The organism is Akkermansia sp. N21116, assembly GCF_029854705.2.
Taxonomy (GTDB): domain Bacteria; phylum Verrucomicrobiota; class Verrucomicrobiia; order Verrucomicrobiales; family Akkermansiaceae; genus Akkermansia.
On record NZ_CP139035.1, the window covers coordinates 426,356 to 445,493 of the forward strand.

A 19,138-nucleotide genomic window follows, 5' to 3' on the forward strand; every position below is an offset into this window, starting at 1 on the left:
TCTGCACTATTTGTGATATATACCGACGGAAAAGCCGGATACTCCCCCCTGCCCTGTTCCGGTTGATATCTATTGATAAAACCGAAACGGCGTAGAAAACTGTGCGAAGAACAAAGACTGGGAATTGTTAATCCTGTCGATGTTCCTTTTTCAGCCATACGAGCAGGAGCGCAATATCTGCCGGAGTGATGCCGGGAATGCGAGTGGCTTGTCCAATTGTCGCCGGGCGAATCGATGAGAGTTTGAGGACAGCTTCCTTCTTCAGGGCATGGACATGTTCGTAGTCGATATCCGATGGGATTTGTTTGTCCTCCATCCTGTTGATTTTTTCCGCCTGCCGGATCTGCCGAACGATATGACCTTCATACTGTATTTCCGTAGCGATATGTTCCCAGTGTTCCACGTGGAACATTTCTGTCAATTCCGGAGGGAGGTTTTTCCAGTCGTTGCCAGTTCTCTTGAGCCATAGATCAAGTGGTATTCCGTCATATTTGAGATTTCGAACGGTTTCCGTACCTAAGTTGATGGCGTTTATTTTTTCTTCGACGGCTTGTTTGCGATCCCGATTGACGAGTCCTATGGAAGCGGCAATGGGGGTGAGGCGGATGTCTGCATTGTCCTGGCGAAGGAGGAGGCGGAATTCCGCCCGGCTTGTGAACATCCGGTAAGGTTCCTGTGTGCCTTTAGTGACGAGGTCGTCGATCATGACTCCGATATAGGCCTGGTCGCGTTTCAGGATGAGGGGGGATTCTCCACGAACTTTCAAGGCAGCATTGGCGCCGGCAATGAGTCCTTGGGCAGCGGCTTCTTCGTAGCCGGATGTACCGTTGATTTGCCCGGCGAAGTAAAGGTTTTCGACGATTTTTGTTTCCAGGGACGGATGAAGTTGTGTCGGTGGACAAAAGTCGTATTCGACAGCATAACCCGGACGAATCAACTGAGCATGTTCAAGGCCCGGGATAGTGCGTATGAATGCACATTGGGCGGCATAAGGCAAAGATGTCGAGACGCCGTTCAGATAGAATTCCGATGTATCCCTGCCCTCCGGTTCGATGAATACCTGGTGTTTGTCCTTGTCGGCAAAGCGAACGATTTTGTCTTCTATGGACGGGCAATAGCGAGGACTGATCCCTTCGATGATACCGCTGTACAAAGGGCTTTGATTAAGATTATCCCGGATAATGTCGTGTGTGTTTGTATTCGTGTAGGTGATCCAGCAAGAACGTTGGTGCAAGGAAAATCCGGGATCGGCCCATGTATTAAGCGTGCTGAACGGTTCCGTCGTACGGTGAAGTCTCGTGTGAGAAAGGAAGCTAAAAAGAGGTGGTGGTTCATCTCCTTCCTGGATATCGCAAACATTGAAATTAATGGAGTTGCCGTTGATGCGCGGCGAAGTGCCTGTTTTCAGGCGTTCGACGATGAAGCCGAGTTTTTTCAAATGTCGGGACAATCCGCTGGGTGCGCAGCCGAGGCGTCCGCCGGGGAAATGGTTGAGACCGACATGGAGGAGGCCTTGCATGAACGTGCCGGAGCAAATGACGACGGCTTTAGCCTTGATGGCAAATTGGAGGCTGGTCATGATACCGGTAGCGCGCGACTCTGAATCGACAAGGATCTGATCCGCCATTCCTTGGAAGATGCGGATGTTCGGATCGTTTTCCAACACCCATTTCATGCGCATCCTGTAAGCGGCTTTATCACATTGGGCACGGGGGGAACGAACGCTCGGTCCTTTGGAAGCATTGAGCATGCGGAATTGAATACCGGTAGCGTCCGTGTTGAGTGCCATGGCTCCTCCCAGGGCATCGATTTCTCGAACGATGTGTCCTTTAGCTAGTCCTCCAATGGCAGGGTTGCAGGACATTTGCCCGATTGTATCCAGATTCTGAGTGAGCAGGGCGACAGAGCATCCCAGGCGAGATGCGGCAAGCGCTGCTTCGATGCCGGCATGTCCGGCTCCGGCAACCAAGACGTCGAATTCGGGAAGATCAGGTACGTTCACGTCCAGAACTCAATCAGGAAGCGAGGGAAATTGCAAGCCGATGGAGCACCAGTTGTGCATCCAGAGAGGAAGAAACGAGTGATTTGTCCGCCTGGAGACATTCGTAAAGGTTCTTTTTGAGCTTGGATAATGTTTTTTTACCGAGTTTTTGGGCAGCGAGAAAAACAGAGTAATAATTCGGTGTTCCGTCCTTTTTGAGAGGGATGAGTTTCTGAGCGTAGGGAGGGATGGATTCCATCTTCCGGTAGAATTCCGTTTTGAAGGAGGGATTCAGGGAATAAGTGTCGCAAATAATTCTGGCAGCGATCATGCTACGCAGGGCAGGGATGAAGGCTGCACGAATGATTCCTACGGCCTGATCTCCTTTTTCTAATTGAAAATCAATAAGTTGTATTGCTTCTGAGACTTTTCCCGATTCAATGGCCCGTGAGATTTCAAAGACAATACCCGTGCGTGTTTGAGAAACCATATTGCGGATATCCTGCTCGGTTACCGTTCTGCGTTCCTGGCCGAGATAGATATCGATTTTTTCAATTTCAGAAATAATTTGTCTGGACGATTCACTGACGCGATGAACGAAGATATCAAGTGCGTCGCGATCGAAAACAAGACCGCGCTCTTGAGCGGCATTTCCTGCGATAACGGCAACTTGTTCTTCCCACCCGCTTTGGGTAATGTCGGGCTTGGAAAATTCTTCCGACGATCCGGATTTGAGAAGCAATTTGTTAAATGCCCGACGTTTGTCGAATTCGAAGGCCGAGACGAGAAGACAAACATCGTCCGGAAGGCCGCCTGAAATGAGGTCGGAGAGTGTTTGAAGGCCTTTTTCAGTGGCTTCTGCCCGGCCTGTGACGGAATCTCCCAGAAAGTTGGCTCCCTTGAGCCAGACGATTTTTAATCCGGGAAAGAATGGAACTGTCTGGATAGCATCCCGTATTTGGTAACAAATAGAAGCGGCGGAATCTGCATCCGGAGCGTTACCGTCGATGATTTCATGGGAGAATGTATTGGTGCCTTCGGACAAGCGGGCAAACCTCTCGGAAGCATGTTGGGAAACGAGTCCTTCGTCGCTCCCGAAGATAGTTATGATATGTTGGGTGTCCTGAGCCATTCGGATGTCAGTCTAATGGGAGAGGGCAGGGTGGGTCAACTCCGGGTACGGATTAATTTTTTCATTTTTTGTAGGAATGAATCTCCGAAAGACGAGGTAGGAGACCGATAGAATAACAATAAAGGCAAAATAACGGTTATTTTTTGAAATTGTTTTCGCGCAAGAAAAGAATTTCTCCATGTTGAAGGATTCGCTTCTTGCGTTTTCAAGCAATTCTGCAAATTTGTTTTCCGCATGATGTCGCATCCATGGAAACGTTCGTTATTGGCTCTCTGTCTCTTTAGTGTCATATTGCTGGGATGCATACTCTATTGGAGATGGTTCCGTGAGGGAGAGTCTATTGTAGATGCATTCCAGAAAGAGACGTACAGCATCAAGACAGGGGCTTTCTTTTCCGATGGAGATGTTCCAGTGTTGAGTGAATTGGATCGCGAAATGTCCAAAATATCTTCTTTTGCCTCCCAGTCTCTGGTGACTATTTCAGCGACCGGATCCAGTGACGTCGGCTACAGAAGCAATAACGAGGACGGAAGGATAGGAAGTCATATTGTCAGTAGGGCCCAGGGATCCGGAGTGATTGTTTCCAAGGAGGGACATATCATTACCAACTACCATGTCATTAGAGGCAAATCATACATCCAGGCAATTCTTGGGGATGGTGAAGTAACGACGGCTCGCGTGATCGGGGTGGATCAGCTACTGGATATAGCTGTTTTAAAAATCGATCTGCAAAAGGATTTGCAGCCTATACCTTTTGGTAACAGTGACGAAGTGAAAACAGGCCAGATTGTCATGGCACTTGGTACACCCTATGGTTGGGCTAAGACCGTGACTCAGGGAATTGTCAGCGGACGCGATAGGAAGTTTAACAGTGTAGGTATCAATTACATCCAGACCGATGCCACCATTCATCAAGGCAATTCCGGAGGACCTCTCATTAATATTTATGGAGAGATGATTGGCATTAATTCCTCCATTCTTTCCGGCCGTATTTCTTCGGGTGGAACACTAGGGTTTGCCATACCGTCCAATATCGTTCTTCAGGCATTCAAACAGATTTGCGAGCATGGCCGTCCAATGCGTGGTTATCTTGGGATTGACTTTGTCGAATCCTCACAGGGTCTCAAAAATTTCATCCATTATCAGGATAAGGATGGAGCTATTATCAATTCCATTCGTTACAATTCTCCAGCCGAAAAGGCCGGATTGCAGATTGGGGATGTCATTCTTGAATGTAACGGAAACAAGATCGAAGAGGCTAAGGAATTGCTCCGGGAATTGGAATCCCTGCAGGGAGGGGATACGATCAGGTTTGTCGTCTGGCGCCAGGGACGTAAACTATCCGCTAAAATTACTCTCGACGATACGACGAAGGAATTGGAGTTGAATAATGATTCAATTCTAGTCCGCAATGGCATTACCGCGCGTGATCTTTCCCTGGTGGAGAGAACATCCGGTGTTAAAGGAATCGTGATCGAGGAAGTGAAGGCAATGTCAAATGAACATAAAAACCTTGAGAGTGAATTAAAAGCCGGGGATTTTATTTTCAGCGTCGATGGGCAGGAAATCAACTCTGTAAAAGAATTGGATAATAAATTGAAAAAAGCTCCTGTCGTCATCTTTTTCGTTCGCAATAATCGCATGTTCCGTCTCAAACTTCAGTTGGATAATACTGTGCAGGGAACTTCTTCCAAAAATACTGGAAAAAGTTATTTTTAAGGTAGTCATCCAGTTCGTTTCCATGTTGTAATTGTTCTCTATAAGACCCATATAGGGCTTGAGGGGAGGCTGTTTTTTGTAGAGGATCGGCATATGGCTTTTATCAATGATCATTTCTTGAAATTGCAGGCCGGATATCTGTTCCCTGAAATCGCCCGAAGAGTCAATGTCTTTGCCAAGGAACATCCGGACGAGGCATCGCGTTTGATTCGATGCGGCATTGGAGATGTGACAGAGCCCTTGCCTATGGCAGCCATTGAAGCTATGCACAAAGCTGTTGATGATCTTGCCTCCCGAGAAACTTTCCATGGCTATGGTCCGGAACAGGGATACGAGTGGTTGCGTTCCGCCATTGCGGAAAAAGCTTTCAAGCCTCTTGGCGTTGCAGTCGACAAGGATGAAATTTTTGTCTCGGACGGAGCCAAATGCGATACGGGTAACATTTTGGACATTTTCGGCGGCAATAACCGCATTGCCGTTCCGGATCCAGTCTATCCGGTTTACGTGGACACCAATGTTATGGCCGGCAATACGGGAAACTCCCGTCCGGATGGTTCCTACGAAGGACTTATCTATTTGCCCTGTACGGCAGAGAACAATTTTGTTCCCGAACTTCCGCAGGAACGTGTGGACTTAGTGTATCTGTGCTTCCCGAACAATCCGACGGGTGCTGTCGCAACGAAAGACGAGCTTGCCAAGTGGGTAGGCTATGCGCGTGCCAATGATGCAATCCTGCTTTTCGATGCCGCGTACGAAGCTTTTGTTCGTGAACCGGGCATTCCTCATTCCATATTCGAAATTCCGGGAGCAAGAGACTGTGCCATTGAGTTTCGTTCTTTCTCCAAGCAGGGTGGTTTTACCGGTGTACGGTGCGGTTATATTGTTATTCCCAACCAGCTTATGGGCAGGGATTCTCAAGGTAAGCCCGTTCCCGTGCAGAACCTTTGGCGCCGTCGTCATTGCACTAAATTCAACGGTGCTTCATACATCGTCCAGCGCGGAGCGGAAGCCCTGTTCAGTGCTGATGGTATCCGCCAGACGAATGGCTTGATAGATCATTACCTCTGCAACGCCGAAATGCTTTGTAACGCTTTCAGCAAAGTCGGATTGCGTGTATGGGGAGGGAGGAATGCCCCTTACGTCTGGGTCGAATGCCCGCCCGGCCTTGGCAGTTGGGAAATGTTCGACAAAATGCTTCATGATATCAACGTTGTGATTACTCCGGGAGCCGGATTCGGTTCCAAAGGAGAAGGATATTTCCGTGTATCGGCGTTCAACTCCCGGGACAATGTGGAAGAAGTTTGCCGCCGCGTGCAGAAACTTTTCGCATAAGAAGGGTTTCCGCCTTGCACGATGGAGCATTTTGCCCGTTGCTTTTCTTACTGCCTTAGTTTCCGTGCTGTCTTGCGATGGAGAGGACGAGGATAGCGGGGCAGGGGGAGAATTTTCTGATGTTCCTTCCGCAAAAGAGCATGAGCCCCGGCTGAGGGAATTCAAAATGGAACAGCCAATGATGGGAACCCTGTTCACCATCCGGGTGTATGTTTCATCTGTAGAGCAGGCTGACCGTGCCTGCAAGAAAGCCTTTGGCGAAGGTAAACGGCTTGAGAGTCTTCTTTCCTCACGGGATGAAAGAAGCGAGCTTGCTTCTTTCAACCGTGTTCCACATGGAACGTTTTTTCCTCTTTCTCCAGAGTTATCTTCTGTCTTGAAGACCGCTTTGTATTATGCGGAAAAAACCGGGGGTGCTTTTGATCCTACTTTAGGTCCTTGTATCCGTCTATGGAGACGAGCTGGCAGTAGAAAACAACTTCCGGATGTTGCGACGCTGGAGAAGGCCCGGGCAGCTTCAGGTTTCCGCAAGCTCGTTCTGGACGGTACCAGGGCATGCAAAACGGTTCCGGGAATGCGGATTGACCTGGGTGGCATCGGAAAGGGAATGGCAGTGGACGCCATGGGACGAATTCTGGAGAAAGAAGGAGTGTCGTCATATTGTGTTTCCAGCACAAGCGATGTTCTGGTAGGAGATCCTCCTCCCGGTCAACCCGGTTGGAGGGTTGCTCTGGATCAGGAGGGGAAAGTTTTTTTACGTCCTTTGAAGCGAGAGGCCGTTTCGACGTCCGGTGCTATGTATCGGCACGTGCTTGTATCAGGCACGGTTTATTCCCACGTCATTGATCCGGAGACAGGCTTGGGAAGTATCCGAGCCGGAAGCGTAACCGTCCTGGCTCCTACTGCCACTTGTGCGGATGCTTTGTCAACGGCCTGTTCGGCTCTGGGTGAAAAAGGAGCCCGGCTTGTTGCGAAGCATTTTCCTGAAGTTGAGATACGGTTCCACGACGATGCAAAAAACGCCCCTGTGCCATGATTGGCCGGAGCGTGTTGTGTTTTGTATGTGCCCGAAGGCGTGGTAGGTATGTCATGCATTACATGCTATCGACTCCCTTGTCGATAGCTTTGCTCGTGTCCTTGGCTGCCTGTCCCATGGCATCGCCTACGGAACTGACGTCTTTGCCGACGCCGCCAACGGTGTTACAAGCTGACAAAAAGACCGCCGCTACAGCGACGAGGCCGATGTTTAGAATGGACTTCATCATGCAGGATAGACGTTGTATCGTGCCTTTTTGCTCAAAAATTGTTTCCGAAAAATCGGGAGGCATAGAAATGGATATTTTCGTGGCGTTATGTCGCAGGGAAGAGGAATTATGAGGCATTGTCTTCTGGATTGTTTCCTTTGAGTGTGTATTCTCAAAAGAAGATAATTCAACGATGAAGTCCGAGAACATGATCCCACGACGAAGCTTTTTGAAAACCGCTGCAGGTACGGCAGGTTTTTTATTGGCTGCGCCCCATGTAGTCCGGGCCCAGGAGGCTTTTCCGACAAAAGTCTTGAAAATCGGTTTGATTGGATGCGGGGGACGTGGGCTGGGAGCTATCCGCAATGCGCTGGATGCCGATTCCGACACCGTCGTTTGGGCTTTGGCGGACGCTTTTCAGGAACGTGTGGATTTTGGAGCCAACCTAGTGAAAGAGCAGTACGGCGGCCGCATGCAGGCCGAGCCGTCCAGGCGGTTTGTAGGGCTTGATGCCTACCAGAAATTGCTTGCTGAGCCGGTGGATGTTGTTTTGCTGTGTACGCCCCCTGCATTCCGTCCTTTGCATCTGGCTGCGGCAGTGGCGGCCAACAAACATCTTTATGTGGAAAAACCTATTGCAGTGGATGTCCCCGGAGTGTTGTCGGTAATGGAGTCGGCCCGTGCGGCCAAAAACAGGAATCTAGTTATTCTGGACGGCTTTTGCTGGAGGTATGACGATGCTAACAAAGCTGCCCGGACCTGGCTTCAGGAAGGTAAACTAGGACGTGTACTTTCCTTTGACGGGTTGTATTACACAACGCCTCCCAAGTCGCCCCTTGCCCTGGATTCCCGTCCACCGCAAGAATCGGATGTTTCCTGGGCACTACGCAACTGGACGGCTTGGTATTGGCTTTCCGGAGGGCAGTTTGTGGAACAGGTGATCCATACCATCGATGGCATGATGTGGTCGATGGAAGATCGGCCGCCTCTGGCTGCCTTTGGTTCCGGCGGTCGTGCCCAGCGTACCGATGACGGTGACGTATGGGATCATTACGATGTCCATTTTGAATACGATCATGATGTGATCGGCCATATTTCATGCCGGCAGTGGGTCGGATGCCACAGTGAAATTTCCGATCGTACGTTTTGCGAGCAAGGTATTTTGGCAACTCCCTATCGTCCTCATATCCAGTCTGCTAAACGTTGGCGTTACCGCGGAGAGAGAACAAATATGTATGCTAATACGCATGTGGCTTTCTATAAATACCTACGGAATGGAGAGTGGGTGCAGACGCTCGAACAGGCTGCGACAAAGACGCTGGTAGCTATCATGGGGCGCAATGCCGCCCTCTCCGGTCGCCGTATTTCATGGGATGATATCCAGAAGGACAGCCAGGTTCTCGTTCCCGAAAATTTGACGATGGATACAACTTTACCTCCGGCTAAAATACCAGTACCTGGACGGGGATAAACCGTTTTTTCGATTTTCAAGTACCTTGATTCCTCTCTCCTCATGTCTTCTTCCAACTTTTCCGATCTTCGGCGGTGCGTCCGCTTGGCGGCGCTGTGGACGGCCGTTGCGGTAGCTATCATTGTTGCCGGCATTTACATGCAAAATTTTTATCCGGCACCGTATGCACCCCAGCAGCCTGTGGAGTTTTCTCACAAGACGCATGTGTGCAAGCTGGGTATGGATTGTGCCGCCTGCCATACCGGCGCGTTTATTTCTCCCCAGGCAGGACTCCCACCGGCGTCTTCCTGCATGAATTGTCATCGGCACGTTTTGTCCGACAGCCCGCTGATTGAACCGATCCGCCGGGCGGCGGATCCCGATTATCCGGAATATACGGGCATGCCGATTCCCTGGGTGGCGGTGAACCGCCTTGCCGGGCACGCCTATTTCAGCCATGTTGCCCACGTGACGCGCGGTGTGGGATGTACGGAATGTCACGATGACATTGCCCGGATGGACAGGGTCGGGACATCGCGAAATCGGGGAATGAAATGGTGTACGGAATGCCATCGTAATCCTTCCCGGCGTTTGCGTCCGCTTGAGGAAATTGCCAATCCGTCGTATAACCCAGCACAGTACCTTCAAAACCACGACATCAAGATCGGCAATGGATTGAAATTGACGGATCCCAACCATTTGAGCCCTCTATTGCAAAAGCGTTGGATTGTTGCTCCTTCCAGCAATTGCACGACGTGCCATCATTGATTTTTAACTGACACTTATCGATTTTATTCCAGCCAGCCATGCCGAATCCCCTTACTTCTGATACCAATATTCCAATTCGTGAAAATGAAGATGGACGGTTATCCAGAAGGCGGTTTATGCAATGGCTTGGGACAGGGGGACTTGTAGCCGGGCTTCTGCCTGCTTGCCGCCGTGTGGATCGCTACCTTGTTCCTTACAATCAAGGGCCGGAATGGACGGTACCCGGGTTACCGACTGTTTTTGCTACTTGCATGCCCGGGATTCGTAGTGCTGTTCCCTTGATGGCTGTCTGCCGGGATGGCAGACCGACTAAGTTGGAACCTTCTCCGTCCTGGCCATTGGCATCGGGGTTGTCGTCTTGGGCGCAGGCCTCCTTGTTTGGTTTGTACGATCCGGCCCGCAGCAGAAAGATCCTGTTCCATGGTAAACCCGCTGCCCGGCAGGAAGTACAGGGAGCCTTTGCTTCTTGGGCCAAAAAAACAGTTGGTAAAGGCAAGTGCGCGTTTCTTGTTGGAGATAAAATATCCCCGGTGGAACGGGCATTACTGGAAGAATTGCGAAAACGCAATCCCGGGATTCGCGTTTTCCATTGGGAGCCTCTTTCGGATGCGGGGCGTCGCATGGCTGTTGAAACCGCCTTACAGCCGGGTGTCGTTGCCGTCCCGCGCTTGAACCGGGTTCGGCGGCTTCTGGCGCTGGATTGCGATTGGATGGGAACAGACCCGCAGGGCGTTGCCTCGGAGTTCATGCAGGGCCGCATTCCAGATGACGAACGAAGCAGGACAATTCCTGGTTCAGGGAAAGATTTTAATCGTTTTTATGCTGTTGAAGGGAGGTTCTCACTCTCCGGTGGGATGGCAGATCACCGTCTCTCCTTGCTGCCATCCGCGATCCCTCTGTTTTTGTGGGAATTGGCACGCCGTATCGGTAGTTTAACGGAGAATGCCTGTCTGCGGGACTTGCCTGCTGCATCAGCTCCTGTCTCTGGAGAGTGGAATACTTGGCTGGATGCTTGTGCCGAAGATCTTTGCTCCCATTCTTCCCAGTCCCTTGTTCTATTGGGGTGGAATTACCCGCAGCCTCTGCATAGTCTCGTACTGGAGATTAACTCTGCGCTAAAAGCGCCGGGGGTAACTCTTTCTTTCCTGCAAGGAGAAAAAACATTCGGAGAAAGCCTGGGGCTTCTTCCTGAAGCTGTCCGGCAGGGTGAAGTGGAGACATTGTTTCTTCTCGGAGAGTCCAATCCTGTCCGAAAACTGCCTCCTGAGTGGGATTTCCGAGGATTGTTGGAATCGCCGAATCTGGAAAGCGTTCATCTTGGCTTGTATGTGGATGAAACAGCCCAGGCATGTGACTGGCATTTTCCGGCGGCTCACTATTTGGAATCGTGGGGGATCGAAAGAGACGAATTCGGACGCTTTTGCTATATGCAGCCTGTGACTTTGCCTCTATACGGAGGATACAGCAGGATTGAATTTCTTTCCGGATTGATGAATAGCAAGGGACGGCTTCTGTCTGCGGATAACGCACCGGGCAATCTTTCTCCGGCTTTCCACCGTGTGCGGAAATGTTTTGAACGAGCTGTCAACCCGGTTAACAAGGAAGCTGGCTGGACGGATGCCCTGAGACGGGGGTTTTCTCCGGAAACCGTTTATGCTCCCTTGATGAAAAATCCCTCTCCTCCCTCGCAGGAAACGCTGGATGCCTGCCTCTGTTTGGCGGAGACTCCGCCTCCTGCCGAAGGACAGAGGGAAGTACAATTCGTCCCGGACTATGCTGTGTGGGACGGCAGATTTCTGACTAATGCATGGCTGAGAGAGCTGCCGGATCCCGTAACCGGACTTTGCTGGGATGGTTCCGTACAAATTGCCCCGGATGCGGTAGAGGCCCGTACTATGGAAGGGAAATGCCACCTGCTTCGTGTGGAGGAGGATAGGAGATGTTTTGGGGAGGGAGTGGCTTGTCTTGTTCCCGGCATGCCGGACAACCTTCTGGTCATACCCCTGGGATACGGAGGGAGCTCTGTCGCGGATGCCGGTAGTCATGCAGAGGGAAATACCTGGACTCTGGCGTCATCTCCGGCGGCAATTCCGTATGTCAGAAGAGTGTCTGCCTCGTCTCTGCGGCTTCTTCCGGCAGAGAAGCGCTCTATTGCGCTTCTCCCGCCTGTTTCCGAGGGGGATATCCCGGTTCCTGTCTGCGAGATGGATTCCCTGTCTTCCGCTTCCCCCGCACCGGAATCTCCTTTATGGATGCCTCCTCACGCGAACGACATCCATCAATGGGGCATGTGCATCGACTTAAGCCTGTGTACCGGCTGCAATGCCTGCCTATCCGCCTGCCAGGCGGAAAACAACATACCTACCGTAGGTCGTGAAGAAGTCGCCCGTGACCGTATCATGCACTGGATCCGAATTGACCGCTACTTCCGCCGGACCGAAGGAGGAAATGTTTCCCTTCAGGCTTTCCCTGTGGCATGCCAGCAATGCGCGAAAGCTCCATGTGAATCCGTGTGCCCCGTCAATGCAACTGTTCATACGACGGAAGGCATTAACGCCATGACCTATGCCCGTTGCTGGGGCACGCGGTATTGTGCTGCCAATTGCCCGTACAAGGCACGAAGGTTCAACTTCTTCGATTATGCCCGGTTCTCCGATGAGGCAACGCGGTTGCAGCGTAATCCCAACGTCACTATTCGCTCCCGAGGCGTTATGGAAAAATGTACCTATTGCGTCCAGCGTATTGAGGAAGCGAAAATCCGGCACAAGGCCCAATTGATGTCCCGTGCGCTTCCCGGCCGTTCTGCCGAACTGGAACTGACGGATAAGGATTTGCTCCTGCCCGAAGGAGCTGTCCGGACGGCCTGCCAGGCGGCTTGCCCCATGGAAGCCATTAGCTTCGGTAATTTGCTGGACAAAAGCCGTATCGCAATGCTCCGGCAGTCTCCACGCCATTTTACCGGGTTGTCCGAAATGGGTACTTTGCCCAGAACATCCTATCTGGCCCGGACAGTCAATTCCAATCCTGAACTTGTCCGGAAACAGAATTCCAAAAACGGGAAAAGAGATCTAAAATGAAATTCGGCTTCCATGTTTAACGTATTCTAATGCGTAAAACAAATTATTGACTTCATGATACCAGTGTCCGGATTCTCTTTTTGGAAAAATTGTCTCGTCCTGTTGACAGCAGGTACCTTTGCAACCATTCAGGCGGATGCTGCTTCTGTCCGCATGGAAGCCGAACAAGGAACACTGGTACCCGGTGACAAAGGGCATATGCCTTCCGTTGTCGAAAGGCCGGATGCTTCCGGCGGTAAGGTCATAGAATATTTTACGGATGGTTCGGGAATCGAATTCCTACATGTCGGCGAGTCGAATAAAATCATACTTGATTATGCGACTTGTTCCAATGGCTCCGAATGTTTCATCGATATTTACGTCAATGGAAAACTGTCTGCCCCAATGGCATATAAATCCACCGGCAACTGGACGGCTCCATACCGGAAGCTTGAAATTCCCGTGTATATACCTGAGGGAGCGACGGTGAGGATCGTTTCCCGTCGCCAGTCGATCAATGTAGATGCTGTTGAATTTGGCAAAGAAGCCATGCTGGATTCTATTCCGGAGAACATGGTGTCTCTTGCCGCTTCCAAACTTGAAAACGGTGCGGAAGTTGTCCGGGACATCATGTCCAATGGAGGACGTGTTGCCTGTCTGGGAACCGGCGGAGCTTCCGTAGTTTTTTCTATCGCTCCGAAAGAGATAGGGCAGGGGAATACAGCTGTTATACGTTACGGATCGGAAACCGAATCACGGGTATCCGTCTCCGTAAACGGGGGTCCTCCTGTCGTTAAAACGCTTGCTGCGACAGGAACCCGAAAATACGGAGAATTTATCGTGAGCGGATTGAAGCCGGATAGTGCTAATTCCATTCAAATCGTCCGTCTGGGAGATTCTGGCGTGCTGCTTGATACGGTGACGTTCTGTCATTTGGAACCGGCATCGGGTCCGGTCTCTTTGGCGGACATTCCCGTTGCCGGAGACCGGAAAACCATATCTTTGAATGGTATCTGGGAATGTACGACGACATCTGATACGGCATCCGAACTTCCTTATGAATACGACAACCGTATCCAGGTTCCCGGTCTTTGGGATATTGCCGGCAGGGATTTGGGCAGTTACGACGGGAAATCTCTGTGGTATCGTACGACCGTACGCACTGGAAAAATCCCGGAACGCGTTACGCTGCGTATCAACAAGGCACAATTCGGTACTTATGTATACGTAAATGGGAAACCTGTGGGAGAATATACATACATTTTCACTCCGTCACAGTTTGATATAGCACCATTTTTGAAACAGGATGAAGACAACGAAATCGTAATACGGCTGCAAAACAAAAAGTATCAGCAAGACAATCCCAAATCTCTTGGTCACTTGGGCTTTGATGGAGAACGCAAGTATTACTGGCCGGGAATTTATGACGATGTATCCCTGATTGTGAGCGGTAATCCTGTGGTGTCCTATCTTCAAACGGCACCTGATATCGATCAGGGAACCGTCTACGCGCGAGCTTTTCTGAAAAATGATTCCGCTTCATCCAGAATAACTCCCGTTACCTTCCGCGTGTATCGATTGGGCATCATGGCCGATGGCGTAGAACCTGCAATCCCGGAACTTGTAGCCGAATATCAAGTTAAGGATGTTTCCGTCCCGGCGGGGAAAGAAACGGTTGTCAGTGTCCCGGCAATGGCGTTGAAGGGATATGACAAGGGCAGGGACGTATGGAGTCCGGATAATCCGGCCCTGTATAAACTTGTCGTATCTACGTCCGGCGATACGTTCGGCCAGCGTTTTGGAATGCGTACTTTCCGTTTCGACGAAACGACGAAGATGCCCATCCTCAATGGGAAACCTCATTATCTGCGTGGAACCAATATTGCTTTCAACCGTTTTTGCGACGATCCTGCGAGGAAAGATTTGCCTTGGAAAGATGGCTGGGCCCGCGAATTGTTCCGCGAATTCAAGAAAGTCAATTTCGAATGCTTCCGGACGCATACGGCATTCCTGCCCGAAAAATGGTATGAGGTTGCCGATGAAACGGGGCTGATGATCATGGACGAATATCCCTATTGGCAGCATTGTGACGGGGAACACTGTACGGCGGAAACCATAACACCGGAAGTCCGTGCCTGGATGATGGACCGGGGCATGCATCCCAGCGTCATTGTTTGGGATGTCCAAAACGAATCGTTTCAGCCGTGGCTGATTGACGTCCTGAATACCTGCCGCGGCATTGATCTCCAAAAGCGTCCGGGCGATTGCGGCTGGGGACACAATACCTGCAAAACGGATATGAAGGAGTCTCACCCATACTTCTACAGTGAACCGGATTTTACCCTCGGCTACATGAACTGTATTTCCCCCGTGCCGTGGACTTTTGGCAACAAGAGCGAGGACCTGCCGCTCGTCATCAATGAATACGGCTGGAATTGGCTGAATAGGGAAGGAGATCCCACCGAACTCGGAAAAAGGAGCTATGATTTCATCATGCCCGGTTCTTCGCGTGAAGAAAGGCTGGCCTACCAGGCCGATTCATTGGCGGAACTCACAGAATTCTGGAGAGTGGGGGGCAAATGCGTCGGGATTCTCCAATTTTGCGGGCTGAGTTATTCCCTTCCCAATCAGGATGGAGCTACAAGCGACATTTTGCAGCCCGACATTGCAAAGCCTCGTATCAGGCCCTATCTCGCCCAGCGTCTCAGAGATGCTTTTAGCCCTGTGTGCCTTGTTATCGGCGACTATACGGAAGAGGTACTTCGCGGAAAAACAATGACTATTCCCGTAACTGTTATCAATGATTCGTCGGAAAGCGTGGACAAGCTGGATGTCCGCGTGCGTCTGTTTCAGGGGGATAAGGTGTTTTTCGACACAGTCAGGAACTATTCTGTTGCCCCTGCCTCTCGTGAGACACAGGAATTTTCCGTGCTTGTTCCCGGCAAAGAGACTGCTCCCGGTGAGGTTTTGAAACTGGTGGCGGAATATGTCCGGCAGGGAGAAACTGTCCAAAGCATTCGTAACTGGAAGGTGCTCGACCGTGTCGCCGGATTGGCCTTCCGGAAGCCTGCAACGGCAAGTTCTTTCCACCACGGTACGTATTACCGCATGTTCCAGGCTCCCAATGTCAATGACGGAGCGTCGAATACCCGCTGGCAGAGCGGCAAGGACGATAAGGCTCCTTGGGTAATGATCGATTTGGGTGAAAAACAGGATTTAGCCCGTGTCCTGCTTGATTGGAGCGAAGTGCTCGGGAAAAAATATTATCCGGAACAATATGCGATCCAGGTATCCGACGATGGTACAGGCTTCCGGACCATTTACGAAGGTAAGGCTTCGGATTCCGGTCTCCAGATCATCGATGTTGATGGATCCGGTCGTTATGTCCGCATGCTGGTTACCGGCAAGATGCCTGCAGGAGTTTGCGCCCTTTGGGAAATGGACGTATGGGCCAAGTGATATTGTGACTGCTATTTCTGTCTCTCTGCAAACAGAGAGACAGAGGTTATTTATGCCGTCGCCAGAGATGCTCAATGTCTTCCAGGGTTTTACCTTTAGTTTCCGGGATGAATTTCCAAACGTAGATGGCGGCAAATAATCCCATAACTCCGTAGATGAAGTAGGAAAAACCGTGATGGAAAAGAGCCGTTAACGTTGCGTTTTCATTCATGATAGGGAACGTCCACGAAACAGCAAAATTGGAAAGCCATTGGATGGCAATGGCAATAGAAAGAGCTCCTCGGATGCTGTTCGGAAAGATTTCCGAGAGCAGAACCCACGCGACCGGACCCCACGATAAAGCGAAAAAGGCAGTATAGGCAAGCATGCATGCCAGGGAGGCCATACCGTTCGAACTGGTGTAAAATATCAGGGAGAGCAAGATCATACATACACACATGCCAAGTGCTCCCAGAATCATCAGCGGTTTACGTCCGAAGCGGTCTACGGTGAAAATGGCGATTGTGGTGAAAAGTAAATTAACGGCTCCGACAATAATTGTTTGCATCAGGGATGCATCCGTACCCAGTCCGAGAGAACGAAAAATTTCGGGGGCATAATAGAGTACGACATTAATGCCTATAGCCTGTTGGAAAAAAGAGATGAGAATCCCGGCAAGGAGGACTCCCATTCCGAACGTATTCCATGGCACTTTCTTTTCTTTCAGTGATTCACGAATGCTGTCCAGTTCCCGTTTTCTTTCTTCCTGCGGATTAAGGCGGTCAATGATTTGTTTGGCTTGGCCGATTTTGCCGCGATACACGAGGTACCGGGGCGATTCCGGAACAAAGAACAGGAGAACGAAAAACAGGATGCAAGGGATAATTTCTGAGGCAAACATCCACCGCCAGCCAATTGAATAGAGCCATTGGACATCTCCTTGCAGAGCGATGAAGTAATTGGCAAAATAAACGACCAGCATGCCGAAAATAATGGCGAACTGATTGAATCCTACCAGCCTCCCCCGAATGGGAGCTGGTGCAATTTCTGCAATATAGATCGGAGAGAGCATTGATGCCAGTCCAACACCGATACCTCCGAGAATCCTGTAGATGATCAGAGAACTGATATCCTGAAGTCCAAAGTAGTTCATGAGATCCGGCAGAGCGGAACCGACGGACGATACGGCAAATAGAACGGATGCGAGTATTAATCCCTTCCTGCGTCCCAGCGTTTGCCCGACGATGCCACCGAGAGCCCCTCCTCCGATACAGCCGATCAAGGCGCTGGAAATTGTAAATCCCTTGATGGCACTAGCCATATTGGCAGTCAACTCTTCTGAGGAATTCCAGAATTCCCGGTACCAGATCAGGGCGGCAACTGTTGCGACAATACCCGTCCAGATTCCACCTTTCTTTTGTCCGTATAGTTTGGTCAGAAAACCGCCGAGGATGGCAACTACCATGACGAAGCACAGACTGACGATGGATTTGTAGTCTCCGATGACTGCTATTGCCTTTTCCGGATTGGATATCAGGGGTTTGATAAAGAAGTTGTCGATTGCCGAAGTAGTTCCGGAAATGACTGCCGTATCGTATCCGAACAATAGGCCTCCCAAAGCGGCAACCAATGTGATGGAGAAGATGTAGAGATGGCGGGATTCCGTATTCATAGCCGTGTAAAGAAAGTAAACATTACATGTATTGGTTGATCAGGGCCTCATACCATTCCTGACGACCGCTTTTTTGTGCAGGTTCTCCATGGGAGAGTGTAAAGCGGGCTAGATCTTCTAGAGTGAGGAGGCCTTTTTCAAAAGCATGACCGTCTCCGGAGTCATAGGTAATATATCGTTCCTGACGGCATTTACGATAATCCGAATGTTCCAGAATGTCGGCGGCAATGATCAGAGCTTTGGCGAAAGCGTCCATGCCGCTGATATGGGCAATGAACAAATCTTCGATATCCGTGGAATTACGGCGAACTTTGGCATCGAAGTTCGTACCTCCCGTAGTGAGCCCTGGTCCATCCAGGATAACCAGCCATGCGTAGACAAGCTCTTGGACATTGATGGGAAACTGGTCTGTATCCCAGCCGTTCTGGTAGTCACCTCGGTTGGCATCCATACTGCCGAACATGCCGGCATTGACGGCGACTTGGATCTCATGTTCGAACGTATGGCCGGCCAAAGTTGCATGGTTGATTTCCAGATTGAGTTTGAAATCTTTATCCAACCCGTAATATTTCAGAAATCCGATGACGGTTTCGGCATCGAAATCGTACTGATGCTTCATTGGTTCCATGGGTTTGGGTTCGATGAGGAACGTTCCCTGGAACCCGTTTTGTCGAGCATAGTCCCGGGCCATGGATAACATCATACCCAAGTGATCTTTTTCCCGTCTCATGTCTGTATTGAGAAGGCTCATGTAACCTTCTCTTCCTCCCCAGAAAACGTAGTTTTCTCCTCCGAGGGAGATCGTAGCGTCGATCGCGTTTTTAATTTGGAAGCCGGCGAAAGCCGTGACGGGGAAATACGGATTGGTTGCTGCGCCGTTCATATATCTTGCGTGGCCGAAGACATTAGCCGTCCCCCACAGTAGTTTGATGCCTGTAGCGTTTTGATGTTCACGGGCATAATCGGTTATTTGATGAAGGCGTTTTTCAAATTCGGCGGGGGAATCGCCTTCTTCAACCAGATCCACATCATGGAAACAGTAAAACGGAATCCCCGTCTTCATCATGAATTCAAAGGCCGCATCCATTTTATGGCGCGCTCTGTCCATAGGAGATCTTCCTTTGTTCCATGGCATAGGGCGAGTTGCTCCGCCGAAGGGATCCTGACCTCCTGCACACAATGTATGCCAGTAAGCCATCGAAAAACGGAGATGATCTTTGAGAGTTTTGCCCATGATGATCCTGTTTTCGTCGTAATACCTGAATGCAAAATGATTACGGGATTCAGGACCTTCGTATTCGATTTTACGAATACTGGGGAAATATTCCTGTTTGTTGCTGTTCATA

12 protein-coding genes are annotated in these 19,138 nt (G+C 50.4%); 7 read left to right on the forward strand and 5 right to left on the reverse strand.

What is annotated here, in order from left to right; translation table 11 throughout:
- Window positions 1–127: 127 nt before the first annotated feature.
- Both mnmG and holA read right to left on the reverse strand, forming a co-directional pair.
- A complete protein-coding gene (mnmG, locus tag QET93_RS01665; RefSeq protein ID WP_280133032.1) occupies window positions 128–2,002 on the reverse strand; it encodes a tRNA uridine-5-carboxymethylaminomethyl(34) synthesis enzyme MnmG in 1,875 nt (624 codons plus the stop codon).
- A 13-nt stretch (window positions 2,003–2,015) separates the two neighbouring features.
- On the reverse strand, window positions 2,016–3,113 hold the full coding sequence (holA, locus tag QET93_RS01670; protein WP_280133033.1) for a DNA polymerase III subunit delta: 1,098 nt from the start codon (window positions 3,111–3,113) through the stop codon (window positions 2,016–2,018).
- 435 nt (window positions 3,114–3,548) lie between these two features.
- Between holA and QET93_RS01675 the strand changes: the two genes are divergently transcribed.
- The 3 genes from QET93_RS01675 (at window position 3,549) to QET93_RS01685 (ending at window position 7,200) form a co-directional block, all read left to right on the forward strand.
- Complete coding sequence (locus tag QET93_RS01675; RefSeq protein WP_322190063.1) at window positions 3,549–4,832, forward strand: trypsin-like peptidase domain-containing protein; 1,284 nt, start codon at window positions 3,549–3,551, stop codon at window positions 4,830–4,832.
- 93 nt (window positions 4,833–4,925) lie between these two features.
- Complete coding sequence (locus QET93_RS01680; RefSeq protein WP_280133035.1) at window positions 4,926–6,164, forward strand: LL-diaminopimelate aminotransferase; 1,239 nt, start codon at window positions 4,926–4,928, stop codon at window positions 6,162–6,164.
- 166 nt (window positions 6,165–6,330) lie between these two features.
- A complete protein-coding gene (locus QET93_RS01685; protein ID WP_280126148.1) occupies window positions 6,331–7,200 on the forward strand; it encodes an FAD:protein FMN transferase in 870 nt (289 codons plus the stop codon).
- Between the two features lie 58 nt (window positions 7,201–7,258).
- On the opposite strand, the gene QET93_RS01690 is transcribed toward QET93_RS01685, so the two are convergent.
- Complete coding sequence (locus QET93_RS01690) at window positions 7,259–7,429, reverse strand: entericidin (RefSeq protein ID WP_280126147.1); 171 nt, start codon at window positions 7,427–7,429, stop codon at window positions 7,259–7,261.
- A 187-nt stretch (window positions 7,430–7,616) separates the two neighbouring features.
- Here QET93_RS01690 and QET93_RS01695 point away from each other — a divergent pair, with 187 nt between their 5' ends.
- From QET93_RS01695 to QET93_RS01710, 4 genes are all read left to right on the forward strand, one after another.
- Window positions 7,617–8,879, forward strand: coding sequence for a Gfo/Idh/MocA family oxidoreductase (locus tag QET93_RS01695; protein WP_280133036.1), 1,263 nt, complete (start codon window positions 7,617–7,619; stop codon window positions 8,877–8,879).
- Between the two features lie 42 nt (window positions 8,880–8,921).
- A complete protein-coding gene (locus tag QET93_RS01700; RefSeq protein WP_280133037.1) occupies window positions 8,922–9,626 on the forward strand; it encodes a cytochrome c3 family protein in 705 nt (234 codons plus the stop codon).
- 116 nt (window positions 9,627–9,742) lie between these two features.
- A complete protein-coding gene (locus tag QET93_RS01705; RefSeq protein ID WP_322190064.1) occupies window positions 9,743–12,703 on the forward strand; it encodes a 4Fe-4S dicluster domain-containing protein in 2,961 nt (986 codons plus the stop codon).
- A gap of 54 nt (window positions 12,704–12,757) precedes the next feature.
- On the forward strand, window positions 12,758–16,141 hold the full coding sequence (locus tag QET93_RS01710) for a discoidin domain-containing protein (RefSeq protein ID WP_280133039.1): 3,384 nt from the start codon (window positions 12,758–12,760) through the stop codon (window positions 16,139–16,141).
- A gap of 46 nt (window positions 16,142–16,187) precedes the next feature.
- On the opposite strand, the gene xylE is transcribed toward QET93_RS01710, so the two are convergent.
- Together xylE and xylA are read right to left on the reverse strand one after the other, a co-directional pair.
- On the reverse strand, window positions 16,188–17,792 hold the full coding sequence (gene xylE, locus QET93_RS01715) for a D-xylose transporter XylE (RefSeq protein ID WP_280126142.1): 1,605 nt from the start codon (window positions 17,790–17,792) through the stop codon (window positions 16,188–16,190).
- 22 nt (window positions 17,793–17,814) lie between these two features.
- Entirely contained in the window at window positions 17,815–19,137 is a 1,323-nt protein-coding gene (gene xylA / locus QET93_RS01720; protein ID WP_280133040.1) for a xylose isomerase, read from the reverse strand.
- Window position 19,138: the final 1 nt, after the last annotated feature.